Origin of the sequence: Rhodanobacter lindaniclasticus, assembly GCF_004799035.1 — a bacterium.
GTDB lineage: Bacteria > Pseudomonadota > Gammaproteobacteria > Xanthomonadales > Rhodanobacteraceae > Rhodanobacter > Rhodanobacter lindaniclasticus.
Genome location: NZ_MWIO01000030.1, coordinates 174,875 through 189,602, shown reverse-complemented (window position 1 = coordinate 189,602; position 14,728 = coordinate 174,875). Strand labels below are relative to the sequence as shown.

The 14,728-nt window shown below is 67.6% G+C and carries 13 protein-coding genes; 10 read left to right on the top strand and 3 right to left on the bottom strand.

All coding sequences use genetic code 11. The features are described from left to right. The first annotated feature begins 8 nt into the window (after positions 1 to 8). From mlaD to B1991_RS11520, 3 genes are all read left to right on the top strand, one after another. Complete coding sequence (gene mlaD / locus B1991_RS11530; protein WP_136258824.1) at positions 9 to 863, top strand: outer membrane lipid asymmetry maintenance protein MlaD; 855 nt, start codon at positions 9 to 11, stop codon at positions 861 to 863. 61 nt (positions 864 to 924) lie between these two features. After that, entirely contained in the window at positions 925 to 1,605 is a 681-nt protein-coding gene (locus B1991_RS11525; RefSeq protein ID WP_136258823.1) for an MlaC/ttg2D family ABC transporter substrate-binding protein, read from the top strand. Continuing rightward, on the top strand, positions 1,602 to 1,901 hold the full coding sequence (locus tag B1991_RS11520) for an STAS domain-containing protein (protein ID WP_136258822.1): 300 nt from the start codon (positions 1,602 to 1,604) through the stop codon (positions 1,899 to 1,901). Before B1991_RS11525 ends, B1991_RS11520 begins: the two co-directional genes overlap by 4 nt. 21 nt (positions 1,902 to 1,922) lie before the next feature. On the opposite strand, the gene B1991_RS11515 is transcribed toward B1991_RS11520, so the two are convergent. Continuing rightward, positions 1,923 to 2,723 carry an MlaA family lipoprotein gene (locus tag B1991_RS11515; protein ID WP_136258821.1) on the bottom strand — a complete coding sequence of 267 codons (801 nt, stop codon included), beginning with the start codon at positions 2,721 to 2,723 and terminating at the stop codon, positions 1,923 to 1,925. Positions 2,724 to 2,947: 224 nt separating this feature from the next. Between B1991_RS11515 and rpoZ the strand changes: the two genes are divergently transcribed. From rpoZ to B1991_RS11480, 7 genes are all read left to right on the top strand, one after another. Continuing rightward, positions 2,948 to 3,238, top strand: coding sequence for a DNA-directed RNA polymerase subunit omega (gene rpoZ, locus B1991_RS11510; RefSeq protein WP_007509529.1), 291 nt, complete (start codon positions 2,948 to 2,950; stop codon positions 3,236 to 3,238). A 121-nt stretch (positions 3,239 to 3,359) separates the two neighbouring features. Continuing rightward, positions 3,360 to 5,528, top strand: coding sequence for a RelA/SpoT family protein (locus tag B1991_RS11505; RefSeq protein ID WP_136258820.1), 2,169 nt, complete (start codon positions 3,360 to 3,362; stop codon positions 5,526 to 5,528). A gap of 94 nt (positions 5,529 to 5,622) precedes the next feature. Further along, positions 5,623 to 6,006: a RidA family protein gene (locus B1991_RS11500; protein ID WP_136258819.1), complete on the top strand. Its 384-nt coding sequence runs from the start codon at positions 5,623 to 5,625 to the stop codon at positions 6,004 to 6,006. 81 nt (positions 6,007 to 6,087) lie between these two features. Then, complete coding sequence (recG, locus tag B1991_RS11495; RefSeq protein ID WP_136258818.1) at positions 6,088 to 8,202, top strand: ATP-dependent DNA helicase RecG; 2,115 nt, start codon at positions 6,088 to 6,090, stop codon at positions 8,200 to 8,202. A gap of 70 nt (positions 8,203 to 8,272) precedes the next feature. Further along, positions 8,273 to 9,208, top strand: coding sequence for a nucleoside hydrolase (locus tag B1991_RS11490; RefSeq protein WP_136258817.1), 936 nt, complete (start codon positions 8,273 to 8,275; stop codon positions 9,206 to 9,208). A gap of 77 nt (positions 9,209 to 9,285) precedes the next feature. After that, positions 9,286 to 9,540: a type B 50S ribosomal protein L31 gene (locus tag B1991_RS11485; protein ID WP_136258816.1), complete on the top strand. Its 255-nt coding sequence runs from the start codon at positions 9,286 to 9,288 to the stop codon at positions 9,538 to 9,540. A gap of 314 nt (positions 9,541 to 9,854) precedes the next feature. Then, positions 9,855 to 11,150: a citrate synthase gene (locus tag B1991_RS11480; protein WP_136258815.1), complete on the top strand. Its 1,296-nt coding sequence runs from the start codon at positions 9,855 to 9,857 to the stop codon at positions 11,148 to 11,150. 81 nt (positions 11,151 to 11,231) lie between these two features. On the opposite strand, the gene B1991_RS11475 is transcribed toward B1991_RS11480, so the two are convergent. Together B1991_RS11475 and B1991_RS11470 are read right to left on the bottom strand one after the other, a co-directional pair. Next, positions 11,232 to 11,906: a hypothetical protein gene (locus tag B1991_RS11475; RefSeq protein WP_136258814.1), complete on the bottom strand. Its 675-nt coding sequence runs from the start codon at positions 11,904 to 11,906 to the stop codon at positions 11,232 to 11,234. A 54-nt stretch (positions 11,907 to 11,960) separates the two neighbouring features. Next, positions 11,961 to 14,492 carry a penicillin-binding protein 1A gene (locus B1991_RS11470; protein WP_136258813.1) on the bottom strand — a complete coding sequence of 844 codons (2,532 nt, stop codon included), beginning with the start codon at positions 14,490 to 14,492 and terminating at the stop codon, positions 11,961 to 11,963. Between the last annotated feature and the right edge of the window lie 236 nt (positions 14,493 to 14,728).

Below are 14,728 nucleotides of genomic sequence, written 5' to 3'. Positions count from 1 at the left end.
ATTCTGCCGTGAGCCAACCGAGAAGTTCCTACGCCGTCGGCACCGGCCTGTTCATCGTGCTGGGCTTCGCCGCGCTGGCCTACCTGGCGACGCAGACCAGTTCGGTCGCCAACAACGTGCGCCAGGGCGACAGCTACGACGTCAGCGCGCAGTTCACCAACATCGGCCAGCTCAAGGAGCGCGCGCCGGTGAAGATCGCCGGTGTGCGCGTGGGCCAGGTGCAGTCGATCACGCTGGCGCCGGGGCGCGATGCAGCCGAAGTGAAGCTGTCCATCGACAAGCGCTACGACCACATCCCGCAGGATTCGGTGGCCACGATCTTCACCAGCGGCCTGCTCGGCGACCAGTACGTGGGCATCGACTACGGCAGCGCGAAACAGATGGTGGCCGCCGGCGGCACGCTGGCGCGGACCAAGTCGTCGCAGCCCCTGGAGGAGATGCTCGGCAAGTTCTTCGGCGCCGGCGGCGTGGTCGACAACATCGGCGGCAGCTACACGGTCAAGGCCGATTTCACCAACGTGGGCGCCTTGTCGGCGGGCGCGCCGGTGAAGATGGCCGGCGTGGTGATCGGCAGCGTGCAATCGGTGCGCGCCGACCCGACCAAGCTCAATGCCGAGGTCATCCTGGCGATCGACAAGCGCTACGACCAGATTCCCGACGATTCGGCCGCCGCGGTGTTCACCAGCGGTTTGATCGGCAGCCAGTATGTTGCGATCCAGCCGGGCGGCTCGCCCGATGTGCTCAAGAACGGCGACGAGATGATCCTGACCCAGTCCGCGATGCAGCTGGAGGATCTGATCGGCAAGTTCCTGGTCAATGGTTCGCCCAGTGACAAGAAGGACGCCGGCAGCGGCAAGCAGTAGAACCCCCATCGAATCCCCGTCGGCGGCCTCTGCCGCCGTCCATGCCCCAAGGAGTAATTTCATGCTGCGCAGACTGGCCCTTGCCACCGCCCTTGCGTTTGCCACCGTGGTCGGCGCCCCGGCGTTTGCCCAGGATGCCGCCGCGGCCGCCGCGCCGGCGGCCGTCCAGCAGGCCCCGGTGCAGATCGTGCAGAGCATCGCCGATCAGCTGGCCACCGCGATCGAGGGCCACCGCGACGAGCTCAAGCGCGACAAGGAAAAACTGATCGCCATCATCGACGACGTGTTCCTGCCGCACTTCGACATCGACTACGCCTCGATCCTGGTGCTCGGCCGGCATGCTCGCGAGGCCACCCCTGCACAGCGGGACCGCTTCGCCAAGGCGTTCTACAACTCGATCACCCATCGCTATGCCGAGGGCCTGCTCAACTACACCCGCGGCAAGGTCAAGGTGCTGCCGTTCAACGGCGACCTCAACGACAAGCGCACCGTGGTGCGCACCCAGGTGGTGCTGGATGACGGCAAGCTGGTGTCGATCGACTACGCATTCCGCAAGAGCCGCAGCGGCGACTGGAAGGCGTACGACGTGATCATCGAAGGCATCTCCTACGTGACCAATTACCGCAATCAGGTGGACGCCGAGATCCGCAAGGTCGGCATCGAGCAGTTGATCACCAACCTGGAAACCCAGGGCGAGAAGGCGCTGGAGACCATGGACAAGGACGGCAAGGACAGCCAGTGAACACGTCCACCGGTTTTCGCCTGGAGACCGTGACGCCATCCACCCTGGCGGTGCATGGCGTGCTGGATTTCGACACCGCCGCCGCGGCGCTGGCGGCGCTGCGCGCGGCACTCGATGACGGGGTGGCGGAGCTGGACCTGGCAGGTGTCAGCCACAGCGACAGTGCCGGCTTGGCCTGCGTGCTGGCCGCCGTCGCCGAGGCGAACGGGCACGGCCGAACGCTGCGGGTGGTCGGCATGCCGGCCGGCATGCGGGCGCTGGCCCAGGTCTGCGAGGTCGATACGCTGCTGGCGTGAGCCGGGCGCCGCGGCCGGGACTCAGTCCTGGCTACCCTGCTTGGCGTGGCCCTTTTCCCAGTCGTGCTGCTGCTCCAGCAGCTCGTCCGGGTCGAAGCCCGGCGTATCCAGTCCCTGCATCCGTTCGATCAGCGCTGCCGGCGGGTTGCCGTCGTAAAGCTTGTACAGGCGCTGTTGCCGGTAGGCGTCGCGGATGAACACGTACGGGTCGTAGGCCGATTGCAGGAAACTCTCCGCGTCGATCGCGCGCGAGCGCAGCGTGATCAGGTACATCGCCTGCGGCGCGTACTGCAGGCCGTTGTAGTGATGGTTGGCGGCGTACAGGCTCAACGGGTCGAAGAAATAGCTGTCCACCGGCATCCGCCACATGTCGCGCGCGGTGCTGGGACCGAACAGCGGCAGCATCAGGAAATCGCCTTCCGGCGCGCCCCAGCGCGCCAGCGTGATGCCGAAGTCGTTGTCCTCGATCGGCAGCCCCAACTGGCTGGCCGGGTCGAAGAAACCGCCGATGCCCAGGGTGAGATTGACCAGGAAACGGGCGGTGCTCTGCAGGGCCTGCTTGGGCCGCGCCTGCAACAAGTCGTTGGCGACCGTGACCGGTGTGCGGATGTTGGTGAAAAAGTCGCTGAACGAACGCCGCACCGGCGGATTGGTGACCTTGCGGTAGACCAGCGCCACCGGCCGTATGGCCACTTCGTCCACCGCGGTGTTGAACTGGTACGCCCCGCGATTGAACTTCTCCAGCGGGTCGTCGGTGCGCGGCTTGGCGATGGCGCAACCTGCCAGCAAGGCGAGTGCGGCCACGGTCAACCAGCGACTCATGGCGAGGGATCGAGGCAATAAGGGCATCGGGGGCTAGGGATTCGCGTCGGGGACAGTATAAGTGTACTGTCTGGTTTTATATCTTGCACGGCTTTCGGGTCGCTTTCGCGGATACGCCCGTCCGCGGCCAGCCCGCCATGATACGCGCCGGCCGCATTGCCAGCAAAGCGCCTGCTGGCTACACTGATCGACCGTATAAGTCACTATTCTCCGAAGGATTTCACATGGCACGCATTACCGTGGAGGACTGCCTCGAGGTGGTCGACAACCGTTTCGAGCTGGTTCTGATGGCGACCAAGCGCGCGCGACAGCTCGAGAAGGGTGCCGAACCGGCGGTCAACCCCGACCATGACAAGCCCACCGTGCTCGCGCTGCGCGAGATTGCCGCCCGTCGCATCGACCAGGCCACGATCGACCAGATCGACAAGGCCGAGCGCGAGCGTGCCGAACGCGAGGCGCTGGAATGGGCCGCCGCGGAAGTCGACGATGATCTCTCCAAGGGTGGCGACGACTGATGAGCGATGACTGCCGGCGCTGCCGCGATCATGCCTGCCAAGGCATGAGCATGCGCGCGCGCCCGGCAATCTCGGGGCACCTCGTTTCCGGGGTGGGCGCCTGACCCGGCGCCAGGCACCGATGCCGGCGACCGCTCCCCCGGCCCCGGTCGATCCGGCCGCCTGGCCACCCTATGTGCTGGCGCTGAAAGAGCGCATCGCCTACCTGCCTCCGGCGCAGGTCACCCAGGTGTTGCGTGCGTACGCCGTCGGCGCGCAGGCGCATGCCGGGCAGGAACGCAAGAGCGGCGAACCGTACATCACCCATCCGGTGGCGGTGGCCAGCATCCTGGCCGAGCTGGGGCTGGACGCCGAGACGATCATCGCGGCGATCCTGCACGACACGCTTGAGGACACCGAACTGAGCCGCGAGGCGCTGGCCGGCGAGTTCGGTGAAGTGGTGGCCGAGCTGGTGGACGGCGTCACCAAGCTGGACAAGATGCGCTTCGGCACGCGCCAGGAAGCCGATGCGGAAAGCTTCCGCAAGATGCTGCTGGCGATGGCGCGCGACATCCGCGTGATCCTGATCAAGCTGGCCGACCGGCTGCACAACATGCGCACGCTGGGCGCCAAGGATCAGGGCTCGCGCCGCCGCATCGCGCGCGAGACGCTGGAGATCTTCGCCCCGATCGCGCAGCGCCTGGGCATGAACAAGTTCAAGGCGGAGCTGCAGGACCTGGGCTTCCGCGCGCTGTACCCCGATCGCTACCGGGTCATCAGCGAGCGCATCCGCGCCGCGCTGGGCAATCGCCGCGAGGTGATGAGCAAGATCGAGGCCGCGCTCACCACGCAGCTGGCGTCCGAACACCTGAGCGCCCACGTGGTCGGCCGGATCAAGTCACCGTGGAGCATCTATTCGAAGATGCGCAACGAGCACAAGACGTTCGCGCAGTTGATGGACGTGTACGGTTTCCGCGTGGTGGTCGACAGCGCCACCAGTTGCTATGTCGCGCTGGGTGCGGTGCACGCGCTGTACAAGCCGGTGGACCGCCGCTTCAAGGATTTCATCGCGATCCCCAAGGCGAACGGCTACCAGTCGCTGCACACGGTGCTGCTCGGGCCGTTCGGCGCGCCGATCGAGGTGCAGATCCGCACCGCGGAAATGGATTCCGTGGCCGAACGCGGCGTGGCGGCGCACTGGGCCTACAAGACCGATTCGGGCCCGGCCAACAGTGCCCAGGTGCGCGCCCGCGAATGGCTGGCGTCGATGGTCGACAGCTCGGCGAACACGGTGTCCTCCTCGGAGTTCATCGAGAACGTCAAGATCGACCTGTTCCCCGACGAGGTCTATTTGTTCACCCCCCGCGGCGACATCCTCTCGCTGCCGCGCCATGCCACCGCGCTGGATTTCGCCTATGCGGTGCATACCGACGTGGGCGACCATGCAGTAGCCGCGCGCGTCGACAAGAAGCTCACCCCGCTGCGCAGCCGGCTCGAATCGGGCCAGTTGGTGGAAATCATCACCGCGCCCTCGGCGGCGCCCAATCCGGCGTGGCTGGAGGTGGTGGTCACCGGCAAGGCGCGCACCGCGATCCGCCAGTACCTGAAACACCTGCAGCACGAGGATGCCGTGGATTTCGGCCACCGCATGCTCGATCGCGCACTGGATGCGCTGGGCAGCAGTCTCGATGCGATCGCACCGACCACGCTGGACCGCTTCCTGAAGACCTCCAAGCTGAAGCGGCTGGAGGAGCTGCTGTCCGATATCGCGCTGGGCAACCGCATGCCCGACGTGGTCGCGCGCCAGTTGCTGGGCTCGCGCTGGAAGAAGGCCGCCGGCTCGAAGGCGGGCGTGGCGCTGGCGCAGGAGAAGATCCGCATCAGCGGCGGCGAGCGTGGCGTGCTCAGTTTCGCCAACTGCTGCCATCCGCTGCCGGGCGACGACATCATCGGCTACCTGTCTTCCGGCAAGGGCATCGTGGTGCACCGCGTGGAGTGCCCCAACGTGGCCGAGCTGCGCCGCTCGCCGGAACGCCTGGTGGCGATCGAGTGGGATCGCGACGTCAAGGGCGACTACCGCGCGCAGTTGCACATCGAGGTGATCAACCGGCCGGGCGTGCTTGCCACCGTGGCCGCGGCGATCGCCGCGGCCGATTCCAACATCGAGAACGTAGAGTACGTCGAACGCGACGCCTCGGCGGCCACGCTGCTGTTCTCGATGGAAGTGAAGAGCCGCAAGCACCTGGCCGACGTGATCCGCCGCGTGCGTCGCACCGGTGTGGTCAGCGCGGTGCGGCGGTATCCCCTGTAGGGCCGGTGAGGGGCTCCGACAGGAACGATGGTTGCTTTCCTCCGGCCCGGCGATAGTCTTGCCGGATCCCGACTCACGAATCCGAGAAGCATCCATGTCCCGCAGCATCATCGCCACCGAGCAGGCTCCCGCCGCCATCGGCCCGTATTCGCAGGCCGTGCGCGCCGGCAGCACCGTCTATTTCTCCGGCCAGATTCCGCTGGATCCGGCCACCGGCAACCTGGTCGACGGCGACATCAGCGCGCAGACGCGCCGCGTGTTCGACAACCTCGCCGCCGTGGCGCAGGCCGCCGGCGGCTCGCTGACGCAGATCGTGCGCGTGGGCATCTACGTCACCGACCTGGCCAACTTCGCCGCGGTCAACGCGGTGATGGCCGAATACTTCAAGCAGCCGTATCCGGCGCGCTCGACCATCGAGGTGTCCGCGTTGCCGAAGGCGGCGCAGGTGGAAGTCGACGCGATCATGGTGCTCGACTGATGCGCGCCGCGGCCGCGGCCGACAACGCGCGCCGGCACCGTCCTCGCGACTGACGGGAATGCTCGGTTAGGCTTGGGCCTCATGGCCACGCGCAACGCTCGTTCCGCTCCACCCACCATTGCCGACCCCGGCACCGCGCCGGTCACCACGCTGCCCGGTGTGGGGCCGGCACTGGCCGCGTCGCTGGGCAGGCTTGGCCTCACGCGGGTGCAGGATCTGTGGTTCCACCTGCCGTTGCGCTACGAGGACAAGACGCGCATCACCGCGATCGCGGACCTGCGCGCCGGCGAACGCGCACAGGTCGAAGGCGTGGTCGAGGCGGTCGAGCGCGGCTTCCGCTATCGGCCGCAACTGAAGGTGGCGATCGGCGACGCCAGCGCGCAGACCCTGTTGCTGCGCTTCTTCCATTTCAATCGCGCGCAGGCCGAACAACTGGTGCCGGGCACGCGGCTGCTCTGCTACGGCGAGGTGCGCCATGCCGCGCAGGGGCTGGAGATGGTGCACCCGAGCTACCAGCGTCTGGGCGGCGGCGAGGCCTCGGTGGTCGATGAGCAACTCAGCCCGGTGTACCCCACCACCGAAGGCCTGGGCCAGAAGCGCCTGGCTGCGGTGATCGGCAAGGCACTGGCCCTGCTGCCGCCGGCCGCGCAGCTGGAGCTGATCCCGCCGGCCTTGTGCAGTGCGCACGGCCTGACCTCGCTGCGCGACGCGCTGCTCTACGTGCACCGGCCACCGCCGGACGCGCACCTGGGCCAGTTGTTGCTGGGCCGGCACCCGGCCCAGCAGCGGCTGGCCTTCGAGGAATTGCTGACCCAGCACCTGAGCCTCAGGCGCCTGCGCGCCGTGGTACGGCAACGCCGCGCGCCGATGCTGGGTGCGCCGCGGCAGTTGCATCGGCGCCTGCTGCGCACCTTGCCGTTCCGCCTGACCGCCGCCCAGCAGCGCGTGAGCGAGGAAGTGGCGCACGACTTGGCACAGGCCCAACCGATGTTGCGCCTGGTGCAGGGCGATGTCGGCAGTGGCAAGACCGTGGTGGCGGCGCTGGCGGCGTTGGCGGCGGTGCAGGCGGGCTACCAGACCGCGCTGATGGCACCGACCGAATTGCTCGCCGAACAGCACCTGCGCAATTTCCGCCAGTGGCTGGAACCGCTCGGCATCGAGGTGGCGTGGCTGGCCGGCAAGGTCACCGGCAAGGCACGCCGGGAGGCGCTGGCCCGCGTGGCCGATGGCGCGGCGGTGGTGATCGGCACGCATGCGCTGATGCAGGAGGGCGTGGCGTTCGCGCGGCTGGGCCTGGTGATCGTCGACGAGCAGCATCGCTTTGGCGTGCAGCAGCGGCTGGCGCTGCACGAGAAGGGACACCAGGATCGCCTGGTGCCGCATCAGCTGGTGCTCACCGCCACGCCGATCCCGCGCACGCTGGCGATGAGCGCGTATGCCGATCTCGATGTCTCCTCGATCGACGAGCTGCCGCCCGGGCGCACGCCGGTGCAGACCATCGCGGTGTCCAACGCGCGGCGGGCCGAAGTGATCGAGCGCATCCGCGCGGCCTGCGCCGAAGGGCGACAGGTGTACTGGGTGTGCACCCTGATCGAGGAGTCCGAGCAGCTGCGCGCGCAGGCCGCCGAGGTTGCCCATGCCGAGCTGTCCGCGGCGCTCGCTGGCGCCGTGGTGGGCCTGATCCATGGCCGCATGAAGGCGAAGGACAAGCAGGCGGCGATGGACGCGTTCAAGGCCGGCGAGCTGGCCGTGCTGGTGGCCACCACGGTGATCGAGGTCGGCGTGGACGTGCCCAACGCCAGCCTGATGGTGATCGAGAACAGCGAGCGGCTCGGGCTGGCGCAGTTGCACCAGTTGCGCGGTCGCGTGGGCCGCGGCGCGGTGGCCTCCAACTGCGTGCTGCTGTATCAGCCGCCGCTGGGCCAGCTCGCGCGTGAGCGGCTGCAGGTCATGCGCGAGACCAGCGACGGCTTCCGCATCGCCGAGAAGGACCTCGAACTGCGCGGCCCCGGCGAGGTGCTGGGCACCCGCCAGACCGGGCAGCTGGCCTTCCGCATCGCCGACCTTGCCCGCGATGCCCATCTGCTGCCCGCGGTGCAGGCGGTCGGTGAACGGATGCTGGCGGAGTTCCCGGACCGGACTGGCCGGCTGATCGAACGCTGGATCGGCGGCGCCGCGCGGTTCGCGGACGCGTGAGCGGCGCTCGGGAGTCGATCCTCGCTGCCGCATCCCATAAACTGTGCGGCTGCACAGGAATCCCTCGCACATGACCAAGCCGCAACTCCTGATCGACACCGACCCCGGCGTCGACGACGCCCTCGCCATCCTGATGGCGGCCGCGCATGCCGACATCGCCGGCCTGAGCATTGCCGCCGGCAACGTGGGCCTGCACCACACCGTGCGTAACGCGCGCACCTTGGTCGACCTGCTCGGCCTAGGCACGCCGGTGTTCGCCGGTTGCGCCATGCCGCTGGTGCGTGCGCCGGAGGAAGATGCCGCGTTCGTGCACGGGCGCGACGGTTTCGGCGACATCGGCTTTGCCGAGCCTGCCGCCAAGGTCGCCGCCGAGTCCGCCGCGCTGGCGCTGCTGCGGCTGACCCGCGAGCGTCCCGGCGAGCTGACCCTGGTGGCGCTGGCGCCGCTGACCAATCTGGCGCTGGCATTGCGGCTCGATCCGGATCTGCCGCAGCGGGTCAAGCGACTGGTGGTCATGGGCGGCGCGGTGACCGGCCACGGCAATACCGGCAAGGTGCCGGCCGAGTTCAACATCGGGTTCGACCCCGAGGCAGCGCACGTCGTGTTCGAGGCGTTTCCCTCGTTCGACCTGGTGGATTGGGAGGCGACCCTGCGCCACGCCTTCGACAACGCGGAATTCGATCGCTGGCTGGCCGCCGGCGACCAGCATGCGGCGTTCTTCGCCAGGATCGCGTCCACCGCGCGCCGTTACAATGCCGAGCACGAGCGCGGCGGGTTGGTGGCGGCTGATGCATTGGCCATGGCGGTCGCGCTCGATCCGGCCATCGTCACCCGCAGCGAACGTCGCGCCGTGGCGGTGGAGCTGGACGGCCGCCTGACCCGCGGTGCCACCGTGGTCGACTGGGCGGCGCGGCTGGGGCGGCCGGCACAGGCGAACATCGTGCTGGAGGTCGACCACGTCCGCTTTGCCGCGATGGTGCGACGCGCGCTGGGTGTGCCCGGCTGAATCGCCGGCACCCTTGCACGTTCCAAGCGTTCCCCGTTACAATACCGCTCTTTTCACCACCGCATTCAGAGTCTGTCATGAAAGCCGATACCCATCCGAACTACGCCCCGGTGGTGTTCCAGGATCTGTCGTCCGACTTCGCGTTCCTGACCCGGTCGACCATGTCCAGCAAGGAAACCGTCAAGTGGGAAGACGGCAATGAGTACCCGCTGATCAAGGTGGATATCTCCAGCCATTCGCACCCGTTCTACACGGGCAAGCAGAAGACCCTGGACGTGGGTGGCCGCGTGGACAAGTTCCGCCGCCGCTACGCGGGTTCCGTCAAGGAATAATTCCTTTCGCCCCCGCACCCCCCGGGTTGCGGGCGGTTCGAGGCACGGGGCAGGCGCAGGCCTGCCCCGTGTTTTTTCGTGCCCGGCATTCGACCATGCGCCATCGAATGCCGGGACATCGTTGTGCGATAATGAGCGGTGGCCCGATGCCCGCAGTCGAGTGGAGCAAGTCGTTGCGGAGGTTGCTCCAGCCGGTTTCCGGCATCGGTTGCGTCGCGCGCTTTCCCCGGCTGCCGACATCCGCCCATTCCCTTGCCGCGCGATGACGCCCCCACCGTTGTCGCCGGCGACGAACCACATGCAAGGAGGTTTCCGTGTCCGACCCCAAGACCGTCAAGCTGGTCGATGAATCGAGTCACAAGAGCAGCGAACTGCCGCTGGTTTCCGGCACGCTCGGTGCCGCGTGCATCGACATCGGCACGCTGTACAAGGACACCGGCCATTTCACCTATGACCCGGGTTTCGGCAGCACCGCCAGCACCAAGAGCGCCATTACCTACATCGACGGCGACCAGGGCGTGCTGCTGTATCGCGGCTATCCGATCGAGCAGCTGGCGGAGCATTCGAGCTTCCTCGAGGTGGCCTACCTGCTGCTCAACGGCGAGCTGCCGAAGCCGACCGAGTTCGCCACCTTCGAGCACGACGTCGCGCACCACACGATGCTGCATGAGTCGCTGAAGAACTTCTTCCAGGGCTTCCACCACGACGCGCATCCGATGGCGATGCTGGCCGCCGCGGTGGCCTCGCTGTCGGCGTTCTACCACGACGACCTCAACGTCGACGACCCGGCCGACCGCAAGCTCGCCGCGATTCGCCTGATCGCCAAGATGCCGACCATCGCCGCCGCCTGCTATCGCTATTCGATCGGCTGGCCGATGCGCTACCCGCGCAACAACCTGGAGTACGTGGATCGCTTCCTGCACATGATGTTCGAGGTGCCGAGCGAGCCGCTGCAGATGAGCCCGGTCGCGGCCAAGGCGCTGGATCTCCTGTTCATCCTGCACGCCGACCACGAGCAGAACGCTTCCACCTCGACCGTGCGCCTGGTCGGCTCCACCGGCGCGAATCCCTACGCGTCGATCGCCGCCGGCATCACCGCGCTGTGGGGGCCCGCGCACGGCGGCGCCAACGAGGCGGTGCTCAAGCAGCTGCAGGAGATCGGCACGCCGGACAACGTCGAGTCGGCAGTGCTGCGCGCGAAGGACAAGAACGACAGCTTCCGCCTGATGGGCTTCGGCCATCGCGTGTACAAGAACTTCGACCCGCGCGCGAAGATCATCCGAGAGATGTGCCACAAGGTGCTGGCCGAGCTCGGCGTCAACGACCCGCTGCTGGACGTGGCGATGAAGCTGGAAGAGGCGGCGCTGAAGGACGAGTACTTCGTCGAGCGCAAGCTGTACCCGAACGTCGACTTCTACTCCGGCATCATCTACAAGGCGTTGGGCATCCCGACCGAAATGTTCACCGTGATGTTCGCCATCGCGCGCACTGCCGGCTGGATCGCACACTGGATCGAGCAGCACGAAACGCCCGGATCGCGCATCGGCCGCCCGCGTCAGGTCTATACCGGCGCCGACGTGCGCGATTACCTGCCGGCCGGCAAGCGCTGATTCACCGCTTCGGCTGACCGGCTTGCCACGCGAAACGCCCTGGCTCCGGCCGGGGCGTTCTGCATCTGGCGTCCGGTGGTTTCAGCGCAGCGCGGCGCGCAGACGCTGCTCGAAGCCGCCATCGGCATCGTTCTCGGCCAGCAGCATTTCCACCTGGGGCAGGGCGGCGCGGCGCATCGGCCGGTCGTCGGTGCGATCGAGCGGAGCCTGGCGCAATGCGTTGCGCGGCAGCACGGTGAGATCGAACGGCACCGTGTCGGCGGCGAACAGCAGCACCGGGTACTCGGGCTGTTCGTTGCGGCTGTAGCGCAGCCGCCGCACCTGCATCTCCAGCGGCACGCCGTGCTCGCGCAGGAAACGCACCACGTCTTCGGCATCGTCGCTGTACACGTGCAGGCAGACCGCTGAATGCATGTCGGCGGTGCCGTCGAGCACGGCGCCGACCAGGCGCGGTTCGAACGGGGCGAGGAAGGTCATCGCCTCGACCGCCGCCTCGCGTCGCTGGCGCAACAACTGCGGATGGCTGTCGCCGAGGAACAGGCGCTGGTGTTCGCGCAACGCCTGCTCGATCTCCAGGTTGCGCGGCAACGCCTGGCTGTCGACGATGCCCAGCCGCTCGGCGGCCTTGAGCTTGGCGTGATGGAAGTTGCGGATGCCGTGCTCGCTCATCAGGCGGGCCGCTTCCTGGGCCACGCGCAGGCGGTTGCGTTGCAACCGGTCATGCGCGTGGATGCGATGGTGTTCGCCTCGGGACATGACGCACTCCTCGACATTGGATGGCGGCGTCCGGGGACGGGCTCGTGCCCCGGCTCAGAAGATCTCGTAGGCGTGCTGTTTTTCCTGCTCCTTCTGCTGGGCGGCCTGGCTGCGCAGGCGGTCGACGTCTTCCACCTTGAACATCTCGTTCATGCCGTTGGGGTCGTCAGCCGCCGCGGGCAGGCCGCTGTCGCGGTCGATCCATACCGTACTGATTCCGGGCGGCATCGGCAACGTGCTGGGGGGCAGGCCCTTCAGCGCCGCGCCCATGTACTGCATCCACACCGGCAGCGCCGCCTTGGCGCCAAACTCGCCGCGGCCGAGCGAACTGTAGTCGTCGAAGCCCACCCACACGGCGGTGGACAACTCGCCGTCGAAGCCTACGAACCAGGCATCACGATGGTCATTGGTGGAGCCGGTCTTGCCGGCCAGGTCCGGGCGCTCCAGCGCGCGCGCGGCCGAGCCGGTGCCGCGCAGGATCACGTCTTTCATCAGCGAGGTGATCAGGTAGTCGTTGCGCGGGCCGATCACCCGCGGGGCGAGCACCGGCGCATGCTGAGCGCCGTCGTGGATGTCGGCCGGCAGCACCGCGTCGCCGACGCCGTCGACGCTCTCCGATTCGGCGGGCGCGGTCGTGCTGCCGGCGGTCGCCAGGCGGTTGGCCGGTGGCCGGGTCATGTCCGGCGGCGGCGGGCCGGGTGGGCGCGTGTCGAGCAGGCGCTCCTGGCAGTTGCGGCAGGCGCGGGCGGGGTTGGCCAGGTACACCGGCTTGCCGTCGCGATCGTCGATCTCGTGGATGAAGTACGGCGTAACCAGGTAACCGCCGTTGGCGAACACGGAGTAGCCGCGTGCCATGCCCATCGGCGAGACCGAGGCGGTGCCAAGCGCCATCGACAGGTTGGCGGGGATCGCATCCTGCGAGAAGCCGAAGCGGGTGGCGTACTCGCGCATATAGCCCACTCCGATGGCATCCAGCAGGCGCACCGAGACCAGGTTTTTCGACTGCACCAGCGCCTCGCGCAGGCGCATTGGCCCGGCGAACTTGCCGTCGTCGTTGGACGGCGTCCAGATGCCGTTGGGGCGCGAAGGGTCGGGCAGCGCCAGCGGCGCATCGTTGACGATCGAGGCCGGGGTGAAGCCGCGATCGAACGCGGCGGAATAGAGGTACGGCTTGAAGCTCGAGCCCGGCTGGCGCGCGGCCATCACGGCGCGGTTGAACTTGCTGCGGTTGAAGTTGAAGCCGCCCACCAGCGCTTCGATCGCACCGTCCTCCGGATTGAGCGAGACCAGCCCGCCCTGCACGGCGGGTATCTGCGCCAGCTGCCAGTTGCCCTTTTCATCGCGAGCCAGACGGACGATGTCGCCGCGCTTGAGCACGGTATCCACCCGAGCAGGCGTGGCGCCGACGCGGCTGTCGCTGATGTGCGGCCGCGCCCATTTCACCGCGTCGAGGTCGAGCCGGGCGCTCTCGTGGCTGGACAGGTACACGCTGGCATGGCCGGCGTCGCTGCCGGTGACCAGACCCGGCTGCATGCCCGAGACGCTGCCGTAACTGGCCAGCACCTGGTCGAAATCCGCCTCGCCGGCACCCTCGGGCAGTTCGTTGTGCGCTTCCGGCCCACGCCAGCCGTGGCGGTGGTCGTAGGCGACCAGGCCGGCGCGCAGGGAGTCCACCGCTTCCTGCTGGCGCAGGCTCTGCACCGTGGTGCGGACCACGTAGCCCTCGGTCAGCGCGTCATTGCCGAGGCGGTCGAGCACCTGGCGGCGCACCATCTCGGCGAGATAGGGTGCGTCGACCTCGATCGGCTGCTCGTGCGCAAAGGCGCGGTTCGGCTCGGCCACTGCCTGTTCGTACACCGCCTGGGTGATGTAGTTGTGCCGCCGCATCTCGCCGAGCACCCAGTTGCGCCGCGCCATCTCGCGCTTGGGGCTGTTGATCGGATTGACCGCCGAGGGCAGCTGGAAGGTGGAGGCGATTGCCGCGCACTCGGCCACGGTGAGCTGGTCCAGCGTCTTGCCGTAGTAGTACTCCGCCGCCGCCGCCACGCCGTAGGAGCGATGGCCGAGGAACATCTTGTTGAGGTAGAGCTCCAGGATCTGGTCCTTGGTCAGCTCGTGCTCGATGCGCAGCGCGATGAAGATCTCGGTGAGCTTGCGCGAATAGAGCTTCTCGGGGCTCAGGAAGAAATTGCGCGCCACCTGCTGGGTGATGGTGGAACCGCCGGGGCCCTTGTCGCCGCCGGTGATGATCACGTGCCAGCCGGCCCGGGCGATGCCGCGCCAGTCCACGCCGGGGTGGTGATAGAAGTCGGCATCCTCCGCCGACAGCACGGCGTGCTTGAGCCGGTCGGGCACCTCGGCGATGTCCACCGGGATGCGGCGGGTTTCGCCGAACGTCGCGATCAGCTTGCCGTCGGCGCTTAGCACGCGCAGCGGCACCTGCATGTGGTAGTCCTTGAGCACCGCCACCGAGGGCAGTCGGGGAGCTATCAACCAGTACGCCACGCCTGTCGCGAGCACTGCCAGAAGCAAACCGGAAAAGGCCAGGATCAGTGCCCAGCGCAACAAACGCTTGAAAATTCGCATGGTGTGGAGATAGCGAGACCTGAGTCAAAGCATGACAGAGTATAGATGTAGCAACATGCGCGTCAGGCAACCGGGCACAGGTCCGCAAAGCAAGGGGCGCGCCAGCGGAGCAAGCACCACAATTGTGGTGGACATCACGCCAATTACTTGAGAAAGTTCCTGTAGACCGTTGCCATTGCGTTAATTTTTAGATTTAATGCCACTGCGCATCCCGCCAGAACTCTGGACAGGGCGTC

What these genes read in the sequence shown, in the direction of transcription:
- B1991_RS11525 (WP_136258823.1), top strand. Translation starts at nt 925, where the DNA reads ATGCTGCGCAGACTGGCCCTTGCCACCGCCCTTGCGTTTGCCACCGTG.
- B1991_RS11515 (WP_136258821.1), bottom strand. Translation starts at nt 2,723, where the DNA reads ATGAGTCGCTGGTTGACCGTGGCCGCACTCGCCTTGCTGGCAGGTTGC.
- rpoZ (WP_007509529.1), top strand. Translation starts at nt 2,948, where the DNA reads ATGGCACGCATTACCGTGGAGGACTGCCTCGAGGTGGTCGACAACCGT.
- B1991_RS11505 (WP_136258820.1), top strand. Translation starts at nt 3,360, where the DNA reads ATGCCGGCGACCGCTCCCCCGGCCCCGGTCGATCCGGCCGCCTGGCCA.
- B1991_RS11500 (WP_136258819.1), top strand. Translation starts at nt 5,623, where the DNA reads ATGTCCCGCAGCATCATCGCCACCGAGCAGGCTCCCGCCGCCATCGGC.
- recG (WP_136258818.1), top strand. Translation starts at nt 6,088, where the DNA reads ATGGCCACGCGCAACGCTCGTTCCGCTCCACCCACCATTGCCGACCCC.
- B1991_RS11490 (WP_136258817.1), top strand. Translation starts at nt 8,273, where the DNA reads ATGACCAAGCCGCAACTCCTGATCGACACCGACCCCGGCGTCGACGAC.
- B1991_RS11485 (WP_136258816.1), top strand. Translation starts at nt 9,286, where the DNA reads ATGAAAGCCGATACCCATCCGAACTACGCCCCGGTGGTGTTCCAGGAT.
- B1991_RS11475 (WP_136258814.1), bottom strand. Translation starts at nt 11,906, where the DNA reads ATGTCCCGAGGCGAACACCATCGCATCCACGCGCATGACCGGTTGCAA.
- B1991_RS11470 (WP_136258813.1), bottom strand. Translation starts at nt 14,492, where the DNA reads ATGCGAATTTTCAAGCGTTTGTTGCGCTGGGCACTGATCCTGGCCTTT.